This is a genomic window from Streptomyces sp. NPDC051913 (genome assembly GCF_044593635.1).
In the GTDB taxonomy this organism is placed as follows: domain Bacteria; phylum Actinomycetota; class Actinomycetes; order Streptomycetales; family Streptomycetaceae; genus Streptomyces.
In genome coordinates, this window is the sequence record NZ_JBIUCI010000039.1 from 1 (window position 1) to 22,012 (window position 22,012).

Annotated in this window: 16 protein-coding genes, 1 rRNA gene and 2 pseudogenes; 10 read left to right on the forward strand and 9 right to left on the reverse strand. The window is 70.9% G+C overall.

Annotation, left to right across the window (positions count from 1 at the left end; translation table 11 throughout):
* Nucleotides 1-88 (forward strand): 5S ribosomal RNA (gene rrf / locus ACIHIX_RS47385); the annotation flags it as partial.
* Nucleotides 89-180: 92 nt separating this feature from the next.
* Here the strand turns inward: rrf and ACIHIX_RS47390 are convergent.
* The 5 genes from ACIHIX_RS47390 to ACIHIX_RS47410 are packed head-to-tail and all read right to left on the reverse strand — an operon-like array spanning nucleotide 181 to nucleotide 5,776.
* Complete coding sequence (locus tag ACIHIX_RS47390; protein WP_399966894.1) at nucleotides 181-1,491, reverse strand: DUF58 domain-containing protein; 1,311 nt, start codon at nucleotides 1,489-1,491, stop codon at nucleotides 181-183.
* The gene (locus ACIHIX_RS47395; RefSeq protein ID WP_399966895.1) at nucleotides 1,491-2,480 is read right to left on the reverse strand and encodes an AAA family ATPase; all 990 of its coding nucleotides are present in this window, start codon (nucleotides 2,478-2,480) and stop codon (nucleotides 1,491-1,493) included. The genes ACIHIX_RS47390 and ACIHIX_RS47395 overlap by 1 nt, the downstream gene beginning before the upstream one ends.
* Nucleotides 2,480-3,673: a DUF4350 domain-containing protein gene (locus ACIHIX_RS47400; protein WP_399966896.1), complete on the reverse strand. Its 1,194-nt coding sequence runs from the start codon at nucleotides 3,671-3,673 to the stop codon at nucleotides 2,480-2,482. The genes ACIHIX_RS47395 and ACIHIX_RS47400 overlap by 1 nt, the downstream gene beginning before the upstream one ends.
* Nucleotides 3,670-4,431 carry a DUF4129 domain-containing protein gene (locus ACIHIX_RS47405; protein WP_399966897.1) on the reverse strand — a complete coding sequence of 254 codons (762 nt, stop codon included), beginning with the start codon at nucleotides 4,429-4,431 and terminating at the stop codon, nucleotides 3,670-3,672. Before ACIHIX_RS47405 ends, ACIHIX_RS47400 begins: the two co-directional genes overlap by 4 nt.
* A gap of 4 nt (nucleotides 4,432-4,435) precedes the next feature.
* Complete coding sequence (locus ACIHIX_RS47410; RefSeq protein WP_399966898.1) at nucleotides 4,436-5,776, reverse strand: hypothetical protein; 1,341 nt, start codon at nucleotides 5,774-5,776, stop codon at nucleotides 4,436-4,438.
* A 140-nt stretch (nucleotides 5,777-5,916) separates the two neighbouring features.
* Between ACIHIX_RS47410 and mtnA the strand changes: the two genes are divergently transcribed.
* The 8 genes and pseudogenes from mtnA (at nucleotide 5,917) to ACIHIX_RS47450 (ending at nucleotide 16,130) form a co-directional block, all read left to right on the forward strand.
* Entirely contained in the window at nucleotides 5,917-7,059 is a 1,143-nt protein-coding gene (gene mtnA, locus ACIHIX_RS47415) for an S-methyl-5-thioribose-1-phosphate isomerase (protein WP_399966899.1), read from the forward strand.
* Between the two features lie 106 nt (nucleotides 7,060-7,165).
* Nucleotides 7,166-7,336 (forward strand): hypothetical protein, encoded by a 171-nt coding sequence (locus ACIHIX_RS47420; RefSeq protein WP_399966900.1) that lies wholly within the window; start codon nucleotides 7,166-7,168, stop codon nucleotides 7,334-7,336.
* A 108-nt stretch (nucleotides 7,337-7,444) separates the two neighbouring features.
* Complete coding sequence (gene mtrA / locus ACIHIX_RS47425) at nucleotides 7,445-8,134, forward strand: two-component system response regulator MtrA (protein WP_187284748.1); 690 nt, start codon at nucleotides 7,445-7,447, stop codon at nucleotides 8,132-8,134.
* 1 nt (nucleotide 8,135) lies between these two features.
* Nucleotides 8,136-10,247: an MtrAB system histidine kinase MtrB gene (gene mtrB, locus ACIHIX_RS47430; protein WP_399966901.1), complete on the forward strand. Its 2,112-nt coding sequence runs from the start codon at nucleotides 8,136-8,138 to the stop codon at nucleotides 10,245-10,247.
* Nucleotides 10,237-12,087: an LpqB family beta-propeller domain-containing protein gene (locus ACIHIX_RS47435; protein ID WP_399966902.1), complete on the forward strand. Its 1,851-nt coding sequence runs from the start codon at nucleotides 10,237-10,239 to the stop codon at nucleotides 12,085-12,087. The genes mtrB and ACIHIX_RS47435 overlap by 11 nt, the downstream gene beginning before the upstream one ends.
* A 150-nt stretch (nucleotides 12,088-12,237) precedes the next feature.
* Nucleotides 12,238-12,528 (forward strand): annotated as a pseudogene (locus ACIHIX_RS47440) (ComF family protein); the annotation flags it as partial.
* A gap of 1,961 nt (nucleotides 12,529-14,489) precedes the next feature.
* Nucleotides 14,490-15,182, forward strand: coding sequence for a ribosome hibernation-promoting factor, HPF/YfiA family (gene hpf, locus ACIHIX_RS47445; RefSeq protein ID WP_399966903.1), 693 nt, complete (start codon nucleotides 14,490-14,492; stop codon nucleotides 15,180-15,182).
* A gap of 201 nt (nucleotides 15,183-15,383) precedes the next feature.
* Nucleotides 15,384-16,130: a response regulator gene (locus tag ACIHIX_RS47450; RefSeq protein ID WP_399966904.1), complete on the forward strand. Its 747-nt coding sequence runs from the start codon at nucleotides 15,384-15,386 to the stop codon at nucleotides 16,128-16,130.
* Here the strand turns inward: ACIHIX_RS47450 and ACIHIX_RS47455 are convergent.
* Complete coding sequence (locus ACIHIX_RS47455) at nucleotides 16,116-17,282, reverse strand: winged helix-turn-helix domain-containing protein (protein WP_399966905.1); 1,167 nt, start codon at nucleotides 17,280-17,282, stop codon at nucleotides 16,116-16,118. The genes ACIHIX_RS47450 and ACIHIX_RS47455 overlap by 15 nt on opposite strands.
* A 52-nt stretch (nucleotides 17,283-17,334) precedes the next feature.
* Complete coding sequence (locus ACIHIX_RS47460) at nucleotides 17,335-17,916, reverse strand: GNAT family N-acetyltransferase (RefSeq protein ID WP_399966906.1); 582 nt, start codon at nucleotides 17,914-17,916, stop codon at nucleotides 17,335-17,337.
* 270 nt (nucleotides 17,917-18,186) lie between these two features.
* Here ACIHIX_RS47460 and secA point away from each other — a divergent pair, with 270 nt between their 5' ends.
* Nucleotides 18,187-21,027: a preprotein translocase subunit SecA gene (gene secA / locus ACIHIX_RS47465; protein WP_399966907.1), complete on the forward strand. Its 2,841-nt coding sequence runs from the start codon at nucleotides 18,187-18,189 to the stop codon at nucleotides 21,025-21,027.
* 83 nt (nucleotides 21,028-21,110) lie between these two features.
* Here the strand turns inward: secA and ACIHIX_RS47470 are convergent, their stop codons facing one another.
* Nucleotides 21,111-21,899, reverse strand: coding sequence for an ABC transporter permease (locus ACIHIX_RS47470; protein WP_399966908.1), 789 nt, complete (start codon nucleotides 21,897-21,899; stop codon nucleotides 21,111-21,113).
* Nucleotides 21,896-22,012 (reverse strand): annotated as a pseudogene (locus ACIHIX_RS47475) (ABC transporter); the annotation flags it as partial. The pseudogene ACIHIX_RS47475 and the gene ACIHIX_RS47470, both read right to left, overlap by 4 nt.

Here is a 22,012-nt window from a genome sequence, read left to right on the forward strand (position 1 = left end):
CGGTTACATTCCGAACCCGGAAGCTAAGCCTTACAGCGCCGATGGTACTGCAGGGGGGACCCTGTGGGAGAGTAGGACGCCGCCGAACAAATTTTAGAAAAGGCCCACGCCGTAAGGCGTGGGCCTTTTTTGTGTTTCCGGAGGAAACGGAAACCCTTGTCGGGCTCCTTGAGTTCTGGATTACAGGCGTCCTGCTGTCTTGAGAGCCAGGTAAGCGTCGGCCAGGGCCGGCGCCAGGTCATCGGGTGTCGCGTCGACGACAGTGACACCGTGGCGGCGGAGTTGTTCCGCGGTGCGATGTCGTTCGCTCTGTGCCTGCGCCGCGGCTGCTGCCTCGTAGACGGCGTCGGTGTTTCCACGGGAGTTGGCCATGCGGGAGACGTGCGGGTCGGCGACTGATGCCAGGAGGACCGTGTGGCGTTGGGTGAGCTGGGAGAGGACGGGGAGCAGGCCCTCTTCGACCGGGGCGGCGTCGAGGGAGGTCAGCAGCACGATCAGGGAGCGGCGGGGAGCCGTCCTGAGTGCGGTGGCCGTAAGACCGCGTGCGTCTGTTTCGATCAGTTCCGGTTCGAGGGCGGCCATCGCGTTGACCAGGGAGGGGAGGACGTCGCTCGCGGTGCGGCCCTGGACCAGGGCGCGTACTCGGCGGTCGTAGGCGAGGAGGTCTACGCGGTCGCCGGCGCGGGAGGCCAGTGCTGCCAGGAGCAGGGCGGCGTCCATCGAGGCGTCCAGGCGCGGGGCGTCGCCCACGCGGCCTGCTGAGGTGCGGCCGGTGTCGAGGACCAGGAGGATGTGGCGGTCGCGTTCGGGGCGCCAGGTGCGTACGGCGACCGTGGAGTGGCGGGCGGTCGCGCGCCAGTCGATGGAGCGGGTGTCGTCGCCGGGAACGTATTCACGCAGGCTGTCGAATTCTGTGCCTTCGCCTCGGGTGACGATGCTGGTGCGGCCGTCGAGTTCGCGGAGGCGGGCGAGTTTGGACGGGAGGTGCTTGCGGCTGGTGAAGGGGGGCAGGACGCGTACCGTCCACGGGACTTTGTGGGTGCCTTGCCGGGAGAACAGGCCGAGGGGGCCGTAGGAACGGATCGTCACTCGGTCTGCTTGGCGGTCGCCCCGGCGGGTGGGGCGTAGGCGGGTGGTGACGCGACGGCGTTCGCCCGCGGGGACCGTGAGGCGGTGGCGGGAGGCTTCTACCTCTGTGTCGGGGAGCCAGCTGCTGGGGGGCCAGGCGTCGCGCAGGTGGGCGCGGAGAGGGCGGCCTGACGGGTTGGTGACCATGAGGGTCACGTCGGCTGCCTCGCCCAGGCGTACGGAGGTGTCGCCTGAGCGGGTCAGGCCCAGGCGTCGTACCGGTGCGGCGAGGGCGAAGTCGCAGGCGCAGGCCACTGCCAGGGGGCCGTTCACGGCGAGGAGACCCGTCCAGCCGGGGTCCCAGATGCCGACGGGAATCGAGCCGAGGGCCGCCAGGAGTGCGGCGCGTCCGGTGAGTGCCATCAGCGGGGGACGGGGACGTGGGCGAGGATCGCGTGGATGACGGAGTCGGCTGTCACGCCCTCCATTTCGGCCTCCGGGCGCAGCTGGACGCGGTGGCGGAGGGTGGGGAGGGCGAGGGCCTTCACGTCGTCGGGGATGACGTAGTCGCGGCCCGTGAGCCATGCCCACGCGCGCGAGGTCGCGAGGAGCGCTGTGGCGCCACGAGGGGAGACGCCGAGGGTGAGGGACGGCGACTCGCGGGTGGCGCGGCAGATGTCGACCACGTAGGCGGTGATCTCCGGGGAGACGGTGGTCTTGGCCACCGCCGCGCGAGCTGCTTCCAGGTCCGCCGGGCCCGCGACCGGGCGTACGCCGGCGCCTCGTAGGTCGCGGGGGTTGAAGCCCTCGGCGTGGCGGGTGAGGACGTCGATCTCGTCCTGGCGGGAGGGCAGCGGGATGGTGAGTTTGAGGAGGAAACGGTCCAGCTGGGCTTCGGGGAGGGGGTAGGTGCCCTCGTACTCGACCGGGTTCTGGGTTGCTGCCACCAGGAACGGGTCGGGCAGGGGGCGGGGGGTGCCGTCGACCGTGACCTGGCGTTCCTCCATGGCTTCGAGGAGGGACGACTGGGTCTTGGGAGGCGTGCGGTTGATTTCGTCCGCGAGGAGGAGGTTGGTGAAGACGGGGCCGGGCTGGAAGGAGAACTCGGCGGAGTGGGTGTCGTAGACCAGGGAGCCCGTGACGTCGCTCGGCATGAGGTCGGGGGTGAACTGGACGCGTTTGGTGTCGAGTTCCAGTGCGGATGCGAGGGCGCGGACGAGCAACGTTTTGGCGACTCCGGGGACTCCTTCTAGTAGCACGTGTCCGCGGCAGAGGAGGGCGACGACGAGGCCGGTGACGGCGGGGTCTTGGCCGACCACGGCTTTGGCGATCTCGGCGCGCAGGGCTTCCAGGGAGGCCCGGGCGGCGCTCGGGTCCCCGGGGTACCCGGCGTTGTCAGTGGTCGGGGCCATCATGGACGGCGTACCTCTCTTTCGAGGGCGTCGAGTTGGTCGGCGAGGGAGACGAGGGCGGTGTCGTCGCTGGGCGGCGGGCCGAAGAGGAGGGCGTGCAGGGTCTGTCCGTCGCCGCGGAGATGGGCGGACAGTGCGGGGAGCAGGGCCTCGGGTGCGTGCGCCTGGGTGACGGGGACGCCTACGAGGGGGGCGAGGCGGGTGCGGGTGGTGGAGCGAAGAGCGGCGGCCGCGCGGTCGCGGGCGTTGGCCTTGCGGTAGAGGCGGGCGCGGCCTTCGACGGTCTCGGAGGCGCGGATCGCCACGGGGAGTTTTTCGGGCACGAGGGGGCCCAGTCGGCGTGCCCGCCAGAGGGCGGCGAGGGCTGCGGCGACGAAGAGTTGCAGGGTGCCCCACTTCCAGCCCGAGGGAAGCAGGTCGAAGAAGCTGCGTTCGTCGTCCGGGTCGGCGGCCGACGCGTCGGAGAGCGAGGGGAGGTACCAGACCAGATGGGGGCGGGAGCCGAGGAGTTGGAGGGCGAGGGAGGCGTTGCCCTGCTCGTCGAGGCGGTCGTTGTAGAGGATGTCGGGCGCGCCGAGGACGACGGTGTCGCCGTCCCCGGTCGCAGGGATGCGCAGCAGGGTGGCGAGGCGCTCGCTCGGGTAGCAGGCCTCGGCTTCGAGGCGGGTGGTGGTGTAGCGGATGCCGCCGGTGTCGGCGGCGCCGGCGCGGCGGGCGGCGGGCAGGTCGCAGTCGGGTGCGAGGGTCGAGTTGATGCTGGTGGCGGGGTCCGCGGTGACGTCGGGGGCGAGTCGGCCGATGGACCAGCTGCCGGGGGCGATGAGGATCGTACGGCCGCCGGAGGTGGCGGTGGCGGAGTGGAGCACGCTCTGTTGACGGTGCGTCAGCAGGTCGGGGGCCGCGACGAGGAGGGTGGTGTCCGGGCCGGCCGCGGCGCGTGCCTCGTCCAGTGTGGTGACCACGCGCGTGGACACGCCCCGGTCGGCGAGGAGTTCGGCGACGGCGCGGCTGCCGTGGTCGTCGACGGCGCGCGGGTCGAGGGTGCCGTGGCGGGCGTCGGAGCGGATCACGGCGATCGCGACGGCCGCCGCCACGAGCAGGACGGCGGCGAGCGCGATGCCTCGCGAGCGGGTCCACAGCTGGTGTGCGGTGGGCGAGACCGAGGTGGACGGGAGCGTGGCCTCGGTGGTCATCCGGCGGCTCCCTGGCGGGTGGTGTGGGCCGCGCTGGGGATGCTGCTGGTGAGCTGGGGTCTGGTGCGCTCCAGGTCCTCGTCGAGTTCGGCGATGCGGCGGTACGCCTGCTCGCTCGCCCTGCGTCCGCCGTATGTGACGTCGTCGAAGTCCCGGGCGGCGGCGCGCAGTCGGTCGGTGTGGGCGGGCAGGGTGCGGCCGGCTTCGGCGGCGGCCTCGTCGGCGGTGCGGCCGGGGCGGACGTCGAGCAGGGCGCGTTCCTCCAGGGAGCGGACGATGGCGCGCATGCGTTCCTGGACGGCCTGGTTCCAGTGCCCCTGGGCGGCGTGGGCCTCGGCGGCGGCGCGGTGTTCGGCGGCGCTGCGGGGGCGGTCGTCGAACAGGGCGGCGGAGGAGGCGGGTTCGCGGTGCGGGCTGCCGAGGCGCCACCACAGGGCGCCCAGGACGGCGAGTACGGCCACGATGATGACGACCAGGCCGAGTGTTCCGCCGGGGGCCGCGGTCGCGGCCGTGTCGAACAGGTCGCCGACCCACTTCCAGAAGGCGTTCAGGGCACGCTGGAACCAGCCGGGGTCGTTCTCGTGGTACATGCGTTTGGACAGCTCGCGTCGAGCCGCCTCCCGCGCGGGGTCACGCGGGACGGTGACGGGAGGTTCGTCGCCGGAGCGCGCCGACGACTGCGTGACGGTGTCGCCGACGCGGACGGCCGCGCGGGACAGCAGCGGTACCGATGTGAGAACTCCCCCCGTCAGGCTCACCGCATCAGCCTCCGGGGGTGGTGCCGGGTGTGCCGGTGCCGTGGTCCTGGACACCGGCCGCGCGGGCCAGGTCGAGGTCGAGGGCCTCGCGGCGGATGCGCTGGTCGATGTAGAGGAGCACCGTGACGCCCGCCGTGATCGGGAAGGTGATCATGGCGCCGATCACCGAGCCGATCCCGCTGACGACCAGGAACGTCCAGCCGAGGTCGCCGCCGCTGTTGAGGAACCCGGTGAAGCCGTCGCCGCTGAGTGCGGCGGCGAGGAAGGCGAAGGGGATGACGACGATCGACGCGACGACGTTGGCGATGATCGTGGCCAGCAGCTGAATGCCGAACACACGCCACCAGGAGCCGCGGACGAGCTTCGCGGAGCGGCTCAGCGACTTGACGATGCCCTGCTTCTCGAGCATCAGCGCGGGGGAGGCGAGGGAGAAGCGGACCATCAGCCACAGGGCGACGACGCCGGCACCGAGGCCGCCGAGGACGGCGAGGGCCGCTCCCCCGTCGCCGGATCCCGCGATGGCCACGAGGATGCCCGGCAGAGTGCCGGCCGCGACGACGCCGAAGGCGATGAGCACCAGCAGGAAGATCAGGCCGAACAGCTTGGCGACCTGCGGGCGGGCATCGCGCCACGCCTCGCCGGTGGTCACCGACTTGCCGAGGACGGCACGGCTGGTGACGGTCGTGAGCAGGGCGGTCGCGGCGATCGTGCCGATCAGCGAGATCAGGAAGACGACGCCGGAGCTGAGCATGGCGTCGCCCATGGCGCGGGTGAGCTCGTCGAGGGTGGCGCTGGGGTCTTCGAGGGCCTCGGTGCTGGTGTCGTTGAAGACCAGGCCCTCAAGGAGGATGACGACGATCTGGGTGACGACGGCGACGGTCAGGGAGATGCCCAGGACCGTGCGCCAGTAGGTGCGCATGGTCGAGACCGCGCCGTCGAGGATCTCGCCGACGCCGAGGGGGCGCAGCGGGATGACGCCGGGCTTGGCGGCGGGCGGCGGACCGCCCCAGCCGTTGCCCCAGCCGCCGCCGGGAGCTCCGTAGCCGCCGTGTCCCCCGTAACCGCCGTAGCCACCAGGGCCGTTGGGGCCGGACGGGGGGCGGTTGCCCCAGCCCGGGCCGGGCGGAGGGGGCGGTGGGGTCTGGCCGGGGGCCGGCGGTCCGGTCGGGGCGGACCACTGTGCGGGAGGCGGCTGCTCCTTGGACCACTTCGAGCCGTGCGGGTCCTGGCCCGGCTGCTGCGAGGGGTCGGGGCGGTCCGCGGGCTCGGCAGGGCCGGACGCACCGGGCTCCTGCCCGTCGGACGGGGCAGATCCGGGCGAAGCCCAGCCCGGAGTGTCTTTCATCGTCGCTCCTTCACGGTGCCCGTCCGCGGTCGCGGCGGCAGGTTGGCAGCCATCGTGCCATGGGGTGGTCACCGGGGGACCGGCCGCGGTATCGGCTGCACACCTTCAATTGTCCGCCGGATACGGGGCAGACTGACCGCATGGCTGATCAGTACGCGCAATCCGGCGAGGACAACCGGCCGACCGAGATACCGGCGATCCGCTGGGACGAGCCACCCGAGGGTCCTGTGCTGGTCCTGCTGGACCAGACGAGGCTGCCGGCAGAGGAGGTCGAACTGGTCTGTACGGACGCGCCCGCGCTGGTGGAGGCGATCCGCTCGCTCGCGGTGCGCGGTGCGCCCCTGCTGGGGATCGCGGGCGCCTACGGGGTCGCGCTCGCCGCCGCCCGGGGCTTCGACGTGGACGACGCCGCTACGGCGCTGGCGGGTGCCCGGCCGACCGCGGTGAACTTGGCCGTGGGCGTGCGCCGGGCGCAGTCCGCCTACCGGGCCGAACTCGCCAGGAGCGGTGACGTCGGGGAGGCCGCGGTGGCGGCGTTGACCGCGGCGCGGGCGCTGCACCGGGAGGACGCCGAGGCCAGCGCGCGGATGGCGGAGCGTGGGCTGGCGCTGCTGGACGAGTTGTTGCCAGGTGGCGGGCACCGGATCCTGACGCACTGCAACACCGGTTCGCTGGTGTCGGGCGGTGAGGGGACGGCGTTCGCGGTGGCGCTGGCCGCGCAGCGGGCGGGGCGACTGAGGCGGCTGTGGGTGGACGAGACACGGCCGTTGCTCCAGGGCGCCCGGCTGACGGCGTACGAGGCCGCGCGCACCGGTATGGCGTACACCCTGCTCACCGACAACGCGGCGGGCTCGCTGTTCGCGGCGGGCGAGGTGGACGCGGTGCTCATCGGGGCGGACCGGATCGCGGCCGACGGGTCGGTGGCGAACAAGGTGGGGAGCTATCCGCTCGCGGTGCTGGCGCGGTACCACCATGTGCCGTTCATCGTGGTGGCGCCGGTGACGACGGTGGATCCGGACACGCCGGACGGGGCGTCCATCGAGGTGGAGCAGCGGGCCGGGTTCGAGGTCACCGAGGTCGCGGTGCCGCAGGCGCCGGTGACGGGTGCGGGCGGCGGGGTGCCGGTGGCGCCGCTGGGGACGCAGGCGTACAACCCGGCGTTCGATGTGACCCCGCCCGAGCTGGTGACCGCGATCGTCACGGAGGAGGGCACGGTGTCGCCGGTGACGGCGGAGGCGCTGGCCGAGGTCTGTGCGAGGTCGCCGCAGGTGGCGATCGGCTGATCGGGGCCGAGCGGGAGGGACCGGGGCCGGGGCGGTGGGACTCAGCCCCGGCTTCGGCGGACGGGGGCCGTTCGGAGGGGTGGGTTTCATGGCGAGGGGGAGCGGTGTGACGGAGCCGGACTGGGACGACGACAGCGACTACCGGCGGGCGGTGCGGCGGGCGTGGGGCACGGTGGCGCTCGCCTCGTGCTGCTCGCTGCTGGTGGTGGGGCTGGTCGTCCTCGCCGTGATCGGCGCGGGGGCGTTCCTGTTCGTCGTGGAGGCTCTGAGTGGGTAGCCAGGGCCGGTCCGGACGGCGGAGGCAGACAGTGACCGTCCGGTACGACTAAGGTCACTGGCCGGTGACGTACCTCACCACTGCCTTCGTCACTGTTATGAGAATGGGATGATGTCGTTTATGAAGGGACGAGTCCTTGTCGTCGACGACGACACCGCACTGGCCGAGATGCTCGGCATTGTGCTGCGTGGTGAAGGTTTTGAGCCGTCTTTCGTAGCCGACGGCGACAAGGCGCTGGCCGCGTTCCGGGAGAGCAAACCCGACCTGGTGCTGCTGGACCTGATGCTGCCTGGACGGGACGGCATCGAGGTGTGCAGGCTGATCAGGGCCGAGTCGGGTGTGCCGATCGTGATGCTGACGGCCAAGAGCGACACCGTTGACGTGGTGGTCGGGCTGGAGTCCGGCGCCGACGACTACATCGTGAAGCCGTTCAAGCCGAAGGAGCTGGTCGCGCGGATCCGGGCGCGGCTGCGGAGGTCCGAGGAGCCCGCGCCCGAGCAGCTCGCCATCGGTGACCTCGTCATCGACGTGGCCGGGCACTCGGTGAAGCGGGACGGGCAGTCGATCGCGCTGACGCCGCTGGAGTTCGACCTGCTGGTCGCGCTCGCGCGCAAGCCGTGGCAGGTGTTCACGCGCGAGGTGCTGCTCGAACAGGTGTGGGGCTACCGGCACGCCGCCGACACCCGGCTGGTCAACGTTCACGTGCAGCGGCTGCGCTCCAAGGTCGAGAAGGACCCGGAGCGGCCCGAGATCGTGGTGACCGTCCGTGGTGTGGGATACAAGGCAGGACCCAGCTGACATGTCCGGAGACAGTGCCGCTTCGTCGCCCGGGCGGACCGGGGTGGATGCGGGGCGGCCTGTCGGACGCAAGCCCGCGGGCTCCCGATGGGGGCGCTTCTTCGAGGGCGGGCTGCTCCAGGGCGGGGTTCAGGGCAGTCCGGTCCTGAGACTGTTCATGCGCTGGGTGCGTCGGCCTCTGCTGCCCGTCATGCGGCTGTGGCGGCGCAACATCCAGCTCAAGGTCGTGGCCACGACCCTGCTGATGTCGCTGGGTGTCGTACTCCTGCTCGGCTTCGTCGTCATCGGGCAGGTGCGCAACGGCCTGCTGGACGCCAAGGTGAAGGCCTCGCAGAGCCAGGCCACCGGCGGTTTCGCGTCGGCCAAGCAGAAGGCCGACACCGCGCTGAGCGCGGACGGTGAGGACGGCGCGGGCGCCGACGGCCGCGCCAACCAGAACGTCAGTTCATGGATGGGCGACCTCGTGGAGTCGCTCTCCAGCGGCGGCCAGGGCGCCTTCGACGTCGTCACACTGCCCGCCGCCGGCGATGACAGCGGCGGCCGCGGGCCGCGCGCCTCAGGCCTCGTCGACCCCACCGCCAGCGTCCCCGAGGACCTGCGGGAGCGCGTCGACAGCGACAGCGCCCTCGCCGCCCAGAAGTACACCCGCATCCAGTACACCAACGGCACCGAGTCACAGCCGGCGCTGATCATCGGCAAGCAGGTCGACGACCCGAACGGTGACCCGTACCAGCTCTACTACCTCTTCCCGCTCACCCAGGAGGAGAAGTCGCTGAGCCTGGTCAAGGGGACGCTGGCGACGGCGGGGCTGTTCGTGGTCGTCCTCCTCGGGGCCATCGCCTGGCTCGTGGTGCGCCAGGTCGTCACGCCCGTGCGGATGGCGGCCGGGATCGCCGAGCGGCTCTCCGCGGGGCGCCTCCAGGAACGGATGAAGGTCACCGGCGAGGACGACATCGCCCGCCTCGGTGAGGCCTTCAACAAGATGGCGCAGAACCTTCAGCTGAAGATCCAGCAGCTGGAGGACCTGTCGCGGATGCAGCGGCGGTTCGTGTCCGACGTGTCGCACGAGCTGCGGACGCCGCTGACGACCGTACGCATGGCCGCGGACGTCATCCATGACGCGCGCGAGGACTTCGACCCGGTGACCGCGCGGTCGGCGGAACTGCTCGCCGACCAGCTGGACCGGTTCGAGTCGCTGCTCGCCGACCTGCTGGAGATCAGCCGGTTCGACGCGGGCGCGGCGGCGCTGGAGGCGGAGCCGATCGATCTGCGCGAGGTCGTGCAGCGGGTCGTCAGCGGGGCCGCGCCGCTCGCCGAGCGCAAGGGCACGCGGATACAGGTGCGGGGCGACCAGCAGCCCGTCGTCGCCGAGGCCGACGCGCGGCGTGTGGAGCGGGTGCTGCGCAACCTCGTCGTCAACGCCGTGGAGCACGGTGAGGGCCGGGACGTCGTCGTCAAGCTCGCCTCCGCGGGCGGCGCGGTCGCGGTCGCGGTGCGCGATTACGGGGTCGGGCTCAAGCCCGGCGAGGCCACGCGCGTGTTCAGCCGCTTCTGGCGGGCCGACCCGGCACGCGCGCGTACCACCGGCGGTACGGGGCTCGGGCTGTCCATCGCCCTGGAGGACGCACGGCTGCACGGCGGCTGGCTCCAGGCGTGGGGCGAGCCGGGCGGCGGCTCACAGTTCCGGCTGACGCTGCCGCGGACCGCGGACGAGCCGCTGAGGGGCTCGCCGATACCGCTGGAACCCAAGGACTCACGGCGTAACCGTGGACTCAACGACGCCGGGCTGCCGCGCGGGGCGGACGACGGGGAGAAGCGCGCCACCGTACCGGTGCAGACGTCGGGCGAGCAGACGCCCGCGCGGGCGCCGCTCACGCCCCGGCTGAACGCCGCGCCCCCCACCGCCGACCCCACCGCGCTGCCCGGCAACGGCGCGCGCGTGGTGCCGCGGCCCACGGGGCCCGCCGGGGGCGCACGACCGGTGGACGACGGCGCCACCGGCCCGGACGCGCCGCCACAGGAGGCGTCCTCGACGGACGCCGCATCGCCCGATGCCCGGAACGCCGGGTCGGAGGACCGCAGCAAGCAAGGGGAGGCCAGCCGTGGGCGCTGACCGTGTGGGGGGCGGCGGTCGGCGGCGGGCGCATGTGCGCACGGCGGCGTACGCCGTCTGCGGTGCCGTACTGCTGGCCGGGTGCGCCTCGATGCCGGACAGCGGCGATCTGCGCGACGTGGAGTCCACGCCCAGGCAGGACACACAGGTGCGGGTCTTCGCGCTGGAGCCTCGGGAGAACGCCGGGGCCAGGGAGATCGTCGACGGCTTCCTTGAGGCGTTGACCAGCGACGATCCCCATTTCGAGACGGCGAAGAAGTATCTGACGGCCGACGCCGCGAAGGCATGGAAGCCCGAGTCGTCGCTCACCGTGCTGGAGGACGGGCCCGGGGCGACCCCGGAGGGGTCCAACGGCCGGGACGCGACATTGGAGTCCTCGTTCCGGCTGTACGGCGACAAGGCCGCCACCATGGACGGGCGGCAGACGTACGCGCCCGCCTCCGGCAGCTACGACAAGGTGCTGCACCTCATCCGGGAGAAGAAGAGCCGGCAGTGGCGCATCGACGTGCCGCCGCCGGGCGTCGTCATCGGCAAGTCCGACTTCCTGCGCAACTACACATCGGTCAACAAGTACTACTTCGCCTCGAACACGCCGTCCGTCGCGGGCGGTCAGCCCGTGGCCGTCGCCGACCCCGTGTACATCCGCAAGAAGGTCGACCCGATGACGCAGACGGTACGGCTGCTGCTCGCGGGCCCCTCGCGCTGGCTCGACCCGGTCGTCAGGTCGAGTTTCCCCACGGGGACGGAACTGAAGCTGAAGAAGGGCGTCACCTCGCTGACGCCCGACGAGGAAAACCGGCTCACGGTGCCGCTGAACGCCAAGCCGAACCGGGTCGGCGCGGGCAGGTGCCGGGAGATGGCCGCCCAACTCCTTTTCACACTGCGGGACCTCACCCCTACCGGGGTGAAGGAGGTCGCGCTGCAGAGCTCCGACGGCACCCAGCTGTGCCTGCTCGACGAGAGCGACGCCGAGAACGCGGTGGAGCTCGGCGTGGGCGAGGACGAGTACCAGTACTTCCTCGACGCCAAGCACCGGCTGGTGCGGCTCGTGAGCGGGAGCAGCAGCACGGACGCCGTCGCGCCGGTTCCGGGCGCGCTCGGCGAGGGCACCAAGGAGCTGCGGTCGGCGGCGGTGTCCCGGGACGAGCGCCGGGCGGCCGGGGTCACGCTCGACGGTGGTTCGCTGTACGTCGGGTCGCTGGTGTCCGGTGCCTCGCTCGGCGAGGCGGTGCTGCACAGTGATGGCAAGACGCAGAACGACCGTCTCACCGCGCCCAGTTGGGACGGCGACGGCAACCTGTGGGTGGCGGACCGTGATCCGGACCGTCCGCGGCTGCTGTTCCTGAAGGACGGCGCGGGCGATCCGGTCGAGGTCTCGACTCCGGGACTCGACGGGCGTATCGAGGCGGTGCGGACGGCGGCCGACGGGGTGCGGATCGCGCTCATCGTCGACAAGGGCGGCAAGAAGTCCCTCTACGTCGGGCGCGTCGAGCGCGACGACAAGGCCGACGAGGGCCGCGTCTCGGTCGTCGAACTCCGCTCGGTGACACCGCAGTTGGAGGAGGTCACCGCCATGTCCTGGGCGGGCGACAGCCGACTGGTGCTGGTGGGCCGCGAACAGGGTGGCGTGCAGCAGATGGCGTACGTCCAGGTCGACGGCTCCACTCCGGTGGGGTCGGCGCCCGCCGCGCTCACCGGGGTGAAGGCCCTGGCCGCGTCCGAGGACGAGCAACTGCCGCTGGTCGCCTACTCGGAGGAGGACGGCATCGTCCGGCTCTCGTCGGGGTCGAAGTGGCAGCAGGTGGTCAAGGACGGGACGGCGCCGGTCTATCCCGGGTAGGTGAGGGCTGGGGTGCGGCTCTTCGTGGGGTGCGGAGGGCTGTGTCCGCCTGCCTGCGTCTGACCTGCCTGTGCGCACCGTGATCGGTTGTCCACAGGGGGTTGTCCACAGGGGTGGTCGGTCGAGGCCGGTGCGGGCACAGTGGTGGGCATGCGGGGGTGGTGGCGGGATCTCACCGATCTGGTGCTGCCGGGCGAGTGCGGAGGCTGCGGGAGGCCTCGCGCGGTGCTGTGTCCGGAGTGCCGTGACGTCCTGAACGGGAGCGCACCGCGCCGGGTGCGACCGGTGCCGGAGCCGACGGGGCTGCCGGTGGTTCATGCGGCGGCTCCGTATGCCGACGAGGTGCGGGCAGTACTGCTGGCCCACAAGGAACGCGGAGCGCTGGCGCTCGCGGCGCCCCTGGGGGCGGCTCTGGCGGGGGCGGTCAGGGCGGGGCTGGCGGGGGCGGATGCAGATGCGCAGGCACTGGCGGGGGTGCGGGGGCCGGCGCGGGTGCGGGGCTGTGGCGGTGGGGCGTGGGGTGGGGGCTGTGGCGGGTCGACGGGGGGTGGGGTGTCGGCTGCGGGCCGCTGTGTGGTGGCGGGTGGTGGGGAGTCGGCTGCGGGCCGCTGTGTGGTGGCGGCGCGGGGCGATGTTCCGGCCGGGGGCCGCGGTGCGGTGGCGAGGGACGGTGCGTCGGTAGGGGCGTCCGCGGAGGCCCGGGTGCAGCGCGGGGCGGGTGTGTCGTTGGGCGTCAGGGGCGTTGGGGCGAGGGCCGGAGGCGCGGGTGGGGCCGTGTTGCTCGTGCCTGTTCCGTCCTCGCGTACGGCGGTGGCGGCGCGCGGGCATGATCCGGCTCGGCGGATCGCGTTGGCGGCGGCCGCGGAGCTGCGACGCGGTGGGGTACCGGCGAGGGTGCTCGCGGTGCTGCGGCAGCGGCGCGCTGTGGCCGACCAGGCGGGGCTCAACTCCAGGGAACGGCTGGACAATCTCGCCGGTGCGCTTGCCGTGGTTCCCGGCGGTGGGCGGCTGCTGCTCGACGGGCCGGTCGTGCTCGTCGACGACGTCATGACGACGGGCGCGTCCCTGGCGGAGGCCGCGCGGGCCGTACGGGCGGCGATGGCGGAGGAGAGCGGCCGGCGCGGGGCGATGGCGGAGGAGAGCGGCCGGCGCGGGGCGACGGAGTGGGGTTGCGGGGGCGCGGTCGGGGCGCCCGCCGCGGGGTGGCGGAGGCCGGGCGAGGCGAGTGGGGGCGGGGTGGTTGCGGAGGGTGCGCTGTGTGGGGTGACGCAGGCCGGGTGTGGGCGCGTCGGGGTGGTGGGGGACGGCCGGGGAGCGCTGGGTGGGGTGGTTGCGGAGGGTGGGCTGCCCGGGGCGACGGGGGTGGGCTGTGGGCGTATCGGGGCGGCGGGGGACGGTGGAAGTGGTGGGGGTGAGGTGATGGCGGAAGGCGGGCTCTGTGGGGCGGCGCAGGTGGGCTGTGGGGGTGCCGAGGTTGAGGGGGGTGGTCGGAGTGGGGGCGGCGGAGTGATGGCGACGGGCGATCGCAGCGAGGTGGCGCAGGTGGGGTGTGGGGGCGTTGGAGCGGGGCCGGCCAGGTGTGCGGGTGCCGGGGCTTCGGGGGACGGTGGGAGCGGGGTGATGGCGGCGGGTGGGCTGTGTGGGGCGGACGAAGAGGTGGGCTCTGGGGGCGACCAGGTCGAGGGGGGCGGGGGGAGTGGGGCGGCGCAGGTTGCGTGTGGCGGGGCCAGCTTCGACCGCGGGGGTCGGGACGGGGCGGGGGGAATGTGCGGGGTCGGGGGCTTGGGGTTGGGGGGTGTGGGGGGTGAGGGTTTGGGGGTGAGCTGGTCGTATGGAGGGGGTGGGGTGGTTGGGAATGGGTCGAGTGGGGAGCCGTTTGGGTGCGGAAGTGCCGGGGGTGCCGTGTATCGGGCGGTGGCTCGGGAAGGCAGAGAGGAACGGATGGGCGGATCGGTGGAGGTGCGTATGGGGGATCGCCGGCTCGGCGGGGCGGGAATGGCGGGCCTGAGCCGCAGTGAAGGCGTCGGTGGCGTCATCTGCGCGGCTGTGGTCGCTGCGTCGCCGGATGCCTTCGAAATAAACCGGAACTGACTGTGAACTTGCATCGTTGCAGGTAATGAGAGGACCAATTCACCTGAACGGAGGTACGCCGCGGTAGAGGGTGACGACATCCGTCCGGGCGAGATATGTTCGGTTGTGAGGAAAGGCGCAGGCCACCCCTCTCATATCCGATTGCCGTGCTGCGGGTTTTTTCACTGTCACCCGCGCTGGTGGAGTGGAGATCTTGCCCGCGGGGGAGGAGGTGGAAGTCACCGAGTCCGAGGTTCCGGGGTCACCGGAACCTGGTGCAAAAGGGAGATGCTCCGCCGTTGGAGCGGAGTGATCCGGGAACGGAGTTCTGCGTGGACATCGTCGTCAAGGGCCGCAAGACCGAGGTGCCCGAGCGGTTCCGCAAGCACGTGGCCGAGAAGCTGAAGCTGGAGAAGATCCAGAAGCTCGACGGCAAGGTGATCAGCCTCGACGTCGAGGTGTCCAAGGAGCCCAACCCCCGACAGGCCGACCGCTGTGACCGAGTGGAGATCACGCTCCGCTCCCGCGGTCCGGTGATCCGGGCGGAGGCGGCGGCAAGCGATCCGTACGCGGCGCTCGACCTGGCGGCGGAAAAGCTGGACGCCCGGCTGCGCAAGCAGCACGACAAGCGTTTCTCGCGGCGCGGAGCACGCCGGATCTCGGCCGCCGAGGTCCCCGACCACGTGCCCGGCGCGGCGACGCTCAACGGCAACGGCCACCCCGTCCAGGAGGAAGAGCCGGACGGCGTCCCCACCAAGAAGATCGGCTCGCTGGAAGTGAAGGGCGAAGGCCCCCTCATCGTCCGCGAGAAGACCCACGTCGCCTCCCCGATGACCCTCGACCAGGCTCTGTACGAGATGGAGCTGGTCGGCCACGACTTCTATCTGTTCGTCGACTCCGAGACCAAGGAACCGAGTGTCGTCTACCGACGGCACGCCTACGACTACGGCGTCATCCACCTCAGCACGGACCCGATGGTCGCCCAGGCGCAGCCTCCCGCGGCCGGTGGCACGCTGGGTGGCTGACCGCCCGGCTGACGGCTGAGCCGGTGCCCCTGGAGCGCGTGTGCGCCCCCAGGGGCACCGGTGTGCGACCACTTCGCGCCCCGCTCGGTCACCGCGGTGTCGTCCGGGCATGGAATCATGGCCGCACCGGCCCAACCGCTGGGCCGTTGCCTTGGGTTGGCGATGGCACAGGACCAGCCACAGCCTTCAGGGGGAGGAACGATGGCGGACAGTTTCGGACCGATGCATGACGGGGACGCCGACGACGGCGTTACCGACATGGGCCCGGACACGGGCTCACCACGCAAGGAGCCGATCCGTGTCCTGGTCGTGGACGACCACGCCCTCTTCCGGCGGGGACTGGAGATCGTGCTCGCGGCCGAGGAGGACATCCAGGTCGTGGGCGAGGCGGGCGACGGCGCCGAGGCCGTCGACAAGGCCGCCGACCTGCTGCCCGACATCGTCCTGATGGACGTACGGATGCCCAAGCGGGGCGGTATCGAGGCCTGCACCTCCATCAAGGAGGTCGCGCCCAGCGCGAAGATCATCATGCTGACGATCAGCGACGAGGAAGCCGACCTCTACGACGCGATCAAGGCCGGCGCGACCGGTTATCTCCTCAAGGAGATCTCCACGGACGAGGTGGCGACCGCCATTCGCGCGGTAGCCGACGGACAGTCGCAGATCAGCCCGTCCATGGCGTCGAAGCTGCTCACCGAGTTCAAGTCGATGATCCAGCGGACCGACGAGCGTCGGCTGGTGCCCGCACCGCGGCTCACCGACCGGGAACTGGAAGTCCTCAAGCTTGTCGCCACCGGAATGAACAACCGCGATATCGCCAAGGAGTTGTTCATCTCCGAGAACACCGTGAAGAACCATGTGCGCAACATCCTGGAGAAGCTGCAGCTGCACTCCAGGATGGAGGCCGTCGTCTATGCGATGCGGGAGAAGATCCTAGAGATCCGCTAGCGCCTTCGTGAGGGGCGCACGCAGTTCGGGCGCGTCCACCCGCTCCACGCGTACGTCCGTGCAGTCCACCCAGCTCGCCGCCTCGACCAGCGCCTGGGCGATCGCCGGGACCGCCTTCGGGCCGTCCAGCGTGACCTGCCGGGCCACCAGGGTGCTGCCCTCGCGCGCCGGGTCCACGCGGCCGACGAGACGGCCGCCGGCCAGGACCGGCATCGCGAAGTAGCCGTGGATCCGCTTCGGCTTGGGGACGTAGGCCTCCAGGCGGTGGGTGAAGCCGAAGATCCGCTCCGTACGCGCCCGTTCCCAGATCAGGGAGTCGAACGGCGACAGCAGGGTCGTACGGTGGCGGCCGCGCGGCGGGGTCTCCAGGGCCTTTGGGTCGGCCCACGCCGGCTTGCCCCAGCCCTCGACCGTGACCGGGACCAGGCCCGAGTCGGCGATCACCGCGTCGACCTGCTCGGCCTTGAGGCGGTGGTAGTCGGCGATGTCCGCGCGTGTGCCGACGCCGAGGGACTGACCGGCGAGGCGGACCAGGCGGCGCAGGCACTCGGCGTCGTCCAGCTCGTCGTGCAGCAGCGACTGCGGGACCGCGCGCTCGGCGAGGTCGTACACCCGCTTCCAGCCGCGGCGCTCCACACAGACGACCTCGCCGTACATGAGGGCACGCTCCACGGCGACCTTGGTGCCCGACCAGTCCCACCACTCGCTGGTCTTCTTCGCGCCGCCCAACTCCGTGGCCGTGAGGGGGCCTTCGGTGCGGAGCTGCTTGATGACCTGCTCGTAGGTGCCCTCGGGGAGGTCGTGGTTCCAGTGCGGGCGGCTGCGGTAGGCGCGGCGGCGGAACGCGAAGTGCGGCCATTCCTCGATGGGGAGGATGCAGGCCGCGTGGGACCAGTACTCGAAAGCATGGGTCTCGGTCCAGTACGCGTTCTCGACGGTCTTGCGGCCGACCGCTCCCAGGCGGGCGTAGGGGATGAGTTCATGGGAGCGGGCGAGGACCGAGATGGTGTCGAGCTGGACCGCGCCCAGGTGGCGCAGGACGCCGCGGACGCCGGAGCGGCGGTCGGGGGTGCCGAGGAAACCCTGGGCGCGCAGGGCGATGCGGCGGGCTTCGTCGGCGGTCAGTTCGGTCGAGGGACGCGGGGTCGTCATGATGCGGACGATAGGCGGTGGCACTGACAACGGGGCGTGAGCTGCGCCATCGCTACGACAGCTCGGAACGCGCCGGCAGATACGGCGCCGTCGAGGGCAGACCCAGGTCCGACGGGAGCAGCGAGCCCACCCAGCAGTCCCGGCGCACGCCCTGGTGGACGAGGCCGGAACGCAGCACGCCCTCGACGGTGAAACCGCACCGCTCCGCCACCGCGCGCGAGGGACGGTTGCCGACCTCGGCGCGCCATTCCACGCGGTCGATCGACAACTGGGTGAAGGCCCAGCGGGACGCGGCGAGGACGGCCTCGGTGACATAGCCGTTGCCCCGGTGCTCCTTCGTGCCCCAGAAACCGACCTCCGCCGCGCTCATGGAACGCATGGAAAGGCCGAGCATGCCCACCAGTTCCTCCCCTTCGGGGAGGAAGAGGCCCCACGTGAGACTGGAGCCGTTCGCCCAGCCGTCGGGAACGTGCTGGTCCGTGAAGCTCTCGGCGTGCTCGCGCAGATAGGGCGAGGGGATCGTGGTCCAGCGCTGGATCTCGGGATCCTGAGCGGCCTCGTACACGGTGTCGGTGTCCGGCGGGCCGACCGTGCGCATCAGGAGGCGGCCGGTGGTGAGCGTGACGGGTTCCATCGGCCGATTCTGCTCGGGGATTCACGACAAGCGCCATCTTTTTGCGGTGTGTGAGCGCGTGATCACTTTTCGCGCAATTCGTCGAGGGAGGGCGGCACCATCGGTGACCCCCGGCCGTTGTCCCCTTTGACGGAGATTTGAAGCAGCGGACCGTCGGCGTCCCCGGCAGGCTCCCGGCGTGGCCATGTCCTCGCATACGATGGCCGTTGCTCAGTCAAGTCAAATGGAAACCGACCGTCCCAGGCCCGACCGGCAAGGAGACCAACCCCCGTGTCCGTCCTCTCGAAGATCATGCGTGCAGGCGAAGGCAAGATCCTGCGCAAGCTGCACCGCATCGCGGACCAGGTCAACTCCATCGAAGAGGACTTCGTCGACCTCTCCGACGCCGAGCTGCGGGCCCTCACCGATGAGTACAAGCAGCGGTACATCGATGGTGAGACGCTGGACGACCTGCTCCCCGAGGCGTTCGCCACCGTGCGCGAGGCCGCCAAGCGCGCCCTCGGCCAGCGCCACTACGACGTGCAGATCATGGGTGGCGCGGCCCTCCACCTCGGCTATGTCGCCGAGATGAAGACCGGTGAGGGCAAGACCCTCGTCGGCACCCTGCCCGCTTATCTCAACGCGCTGTCCGGCAAGGGCGTTCACCTGATCACGGTCAACGACTACCTGGCCGAGCGCGACTCCGAGATGATGGGCCGGGTCCACAAGTTCCTGGGTCTGGAAGTCGGCTGCATCCTCGCCAACATGACGCCGGCCCAGCGTCGCGAGCAGTACGCGTGCGACATCACGTACGGCACGAACAACGAGTTCGGCTTCGACTACCTGCGCGACAACATGGCGTGGTCCAAGGACGAGCTCGTCCAGCGCGGCCACAACTTCGCCATCGTCGACGAGGTCGACTCCATCCTGGTCGACGAGGCCCGTACGCCGCTGATCATCTCCGGCCCGGCCGACCAGGCCACCAAGTGGTACGGCGACTTCGCCAAGCTGGTCACCCGCCTGAAGAAGGGCGAGGCCGGCAACCCCCTCAAGGGCGTCGAGGAGACCGGCGACTACGAGGTCGACGAGAAGAAGCGCACCGTCGCCATCCACGAGGCCGGTGTCGCCAAGGTCGAGGACTGGCTGGGCATCGACAACCTCTACGAGTCGGTGAACACGCCTCTGGTGGGCTACCTGAACAACGCCATCAAGGCGAAGGAGCTCTTCAAGAAGGACAAGGACTACGTCGTCATGGACGGCGAAGTCATGATCGTCGACGAGCACACCGGCCGTATCCTCGCCGGCCGCCGCTACAACGAGGGCATGCACCAGGCGATCGAGGCGAAGGAAGGGGTGGACATCAAGGACGAGAACCAGACGCTCGCCACGATCACCCTCCAGAACTTCTTCCGCCTCTACAAGCGCCACGACCACGACGGCAAGGAACAGCCCGGCCTGTCCGGCATGACCGGTACGGCCATGACCGAGGCCGCCGAGTTCCACCAGATCTACAAGCTCGGCGTCGTCCCGATCCCGACCAACCGGCCGATGATCCGCAAGGACCAGTCCGACCTGATCTACCGCACCGAGGTCGCGAAGTTCGAGGCGGTCGTCGACGACATCGTCGAGAAGCACGAGAAGGGCCAGCCGATCCTCGTCGGTACGACGTCGGTCGAGAAGTCCGAGTACCTCTCGCAGCAGCTCAGCAAGCGCGGTGTGCAGCACGAGGTGCTGAACGCCAAGCAGCACGACCGGGAGGCGACGATCGTCGCCCAGGCCGGCCGCAAGGGGGCCGTCACCGTGGCCACCAACATGGCCGGCCGTGGTACCGACATCAAGCTCGGCGGCAACCCCGAGGACCTCGCCGAGGCGGAGCTGCGCCAGCGCGGCCTCGACCCCGAGGAGCACATCGAGGAGTGGGCGCACGCCCTGCCGGCCGCCCTGGAGCGGGCCGAGCAGGCGGTCAAGGCGGAGTTCGAGGAGGTCAAGGACCTCGGCGGGCTCTACGTGCTGGGCACCGAGCGGCATGAGTCGCGTCGTATCGACAACCAGCTGCGCGGTCGTTCCGGCCGTCAGGGCGACCCGGGCGAGTCCCGCTTCTACCTGTCGCTGGGCGACGACCTGATGCGTCTGTTCAAGGCTCAGATGGTCGAGCGCGTGATGTCCATGGCGAACGTGCCGGACGACGTGCCGATCGAGAACAAGATGGTCACGCGCGCGATCGCGTCGGCCCAGTCGCAGGTCGAGCAGCAGAACTTCGAGACCCGTAAGAACGTCCTGAAGTACGACGAGGTCCTCAACCGCCAGCGTGAGGTCATCTACGGCGAGCGGCGCCGCGTCCTGGAGGGCGAGGACCTCCAGGAGCAGGTCGTGCACTTCATGGACGACACCATCGACGAGTACATCGGCGCGGAGACCGCCGAGGGCTTCGCGGAGGACTGGGACCTCGACCGGCTGTGGGGCGCCTTCAAGCAGCTCTACCCCGTGAAGATCACCGTCGAGGAGCTGGAGGAAGCGGCCGGCGACCGGGCCGGGCTGACCGCCGACTTCATCTCCGAGTCCATCAAGGACGACATCCACGAGCAGTACGAGGCGCGTGAGGCGCAGCTCGGCTCCGAGATCATGCGTGAGCTGGAGCGCCGGGTCGTGCTGTCGGTCCTGGACCGCAAGTGGCGCGAGCACCTCTACGAGATGGACTACCTCCAGGAGGGCATCGGCCTGCGCGCGATGGCGCAGAAGGACCCGCTGGTCGAGTACCAGCGCGAGGGCTTCGACATGTTCACCGCCATGATGGAGGGCATCAAGGAGGAGTCCGTCGGCTACCTGTTCAACCTGGAGGTCCAGGTCGAGCAGCAGGTCGAGGAGGTCCCCGTCGAGGATGCCGCGCCGTCGCTGGAGAAGCAGGACTCGGTCCCGGCGCAGGCCGGTGCGCGTCCGGAGATCCGCGCCAAGGGGCTCGACGCCCCGCAGCGTCGGGATCTGCACTTCTCCGCGCCGACCGTGGACGGCGAGGGCGGTGTCGTCGAGGGCGAGTTCGCCGACGACGACGAGCCGGTGCGCTCCGAGGCGGACGGTCTCACGCGCGCGGAGCGGCGTAAGCAGGCGCGCGGTGGGCGTCGCCGCAAGAAGTGACGGTGTCTGCGACGCGGTAGCGGATTGAAGGGCCGGGCCACCTCAGGTGGCCCGGCCCTTCGTCGTACAGGAGGCGGCAGCGGCTACTTGGGGTCGCGGTCGTAGACCGCCTTGGACCAGCGGTAGCCGAGCACCGCGAGCCCCAGGCACCAGGCGAGGGCGAGCCAGCCGTTGTGGCCGATCTCGGTGCCGAGGAGGAGTCCGCGCAGGGTCTCGATGGCCGGGGTGAAGGGCTGGTACTCGGCGATGGGCTGGAACCAGCCGGGCATCGCGTCGACCGGCACGAAGGTGCTGGAGATCAGCGGCAGGAAGATCAGTGGCATGGCGTTGTTGGAGGCGGCTTCGGCGTTGGGGCTGACGAGTCCCATGCCGACGGCGATCCAGGTGAGTGCGAGGGCGAAGAGGGTGAGGAGTCCGAAGGCGGCGAGCCATTCCAGGACGGTGGCGTCGGTGGAGCGGAAGCCGATGGCCACACCGACCGCGCCGACGAGGACCACGCTCATCACGCATTGCAGGACGCTTCCCACGACGTGTCCGACGAGCACGGAGCCGCGGTGGATGGCCATGGTGCGGAAGCGGGCGATGATGCCCTCGGTCATGTCCATCGCGACGGACACCGCGGTGCCGATCGTGGTGCCGCCGATCGTCATCAGCAGCAGTCCCGGCACCAGGTAGGCGATGTAGGCGGAGCGGTCGGCACTGCCGCCGATGCCGGCGCTCATGACGTCGCCGAAGACGTAGACGAACAGCAGCAACAGCATGACCGGGGTGAGCAGCAGGTTCAGCGTCATGGACGGATAGCGGCGCACGTGCAGCAGATTGCGCCGCACCATCGTGGACGAGTCGCGCACGGTGAGGGCGAGGGCACTCATCGCACAGCTCCCTTCGGCTGGTTGGTGTCGTCGGTGAGGGCGAAGAAGACGTCGTCGAGGTCGGGGGTGTGGACGGTCAGTTCGTCGGCCTCGATGCCTGCGGTGTCCAGTTG

What these genes read in the sequence shown, in the direction of transcription:
- ACIHIX_RS47390 (WP_399966894.1), bottom strand. Translation starts at nt 1,491, where the DNA reads ATGGCACTCACCGGACGCGCCGCACTCCTGGCGGCCCTCGGCTCGATT.
- ACIHIX_RS47395 (WP_399966895.1), bottom strand. Translation starts at nt 2,480, where the DNA reads ATGGCCCCGACCACTGACAACGCCGGGTACCCCGGGGACCCGAGCGCC.
- ACIHIX_RS47400 (WP_399966896.1), bottom strand. Translation starts at nt 3,673, where the DNA reads ATGACCACCGAGGCCACGCTCCCGTCCACCTCGGTCTCGCCCACCGCA.
- ACIHIX_RS47410 (WP_399966898.1), bottom strand. Translation starts at nt 5,776, where the DNA reads ATGAAAGACACTCCGGGCTGGGCTTCGCCCGGATCTGCCCCGTCCGAC.
- mtnA (WP_399966899.1), top strand. Translation starts at nt 5,917, where the DNA reads ATGGCTGATCAGTACGCGCAATCCGGCGAGGACAACCGGCCGACCGAG.
- mtrA (WP_187284748.1), top strand. Translation starts at nt 7,445, where the DNA reads ATGATGTCGTTTATGAAGGGACGAGTCCTTGTCGTCGACGACGACACC.
- mtrB (WP_399966901.1), top strand. Translation starts at nt 8,136, where the DNA reads ATGTCCGGAGACAGTGCCGCTTCGTCGCCCGGGCGGACCGGGGTGGAT.
- ACIHIX_RS47450 (WP_399966904.1), top strand. Translation starts at nt 15,384, where the DNA reads ATGGCGGACAGTTTCGGACCGATGCATGACGGGGACGCCGACGACGGC.
- ACIHIX_RS47455 (WP_399966905.1), bottom strand. Translation starts at nt 17,282, where the DNA reads ATGACGACCCCGCGTCCCTCGACCGAACTGACCGCCGACGAAGCCCGC.
- ACIHIX_RS47460 (WP_399966906.1), bottom strand. Translation starts at nt 17,916, where the DNA reads ATGGAACCCGTCACGCTCACCACCGGCCGCCTCCTGATGCGCACGGTC.
- ACIHIX_RS47470 (WP_399966908.1), bottom strand. Translation starts at nt 21,899, where the DNA reads ATGAGTGCCCTCGCCCTCACCGTGCGCGACTCGTCCACGATGGTGCGG.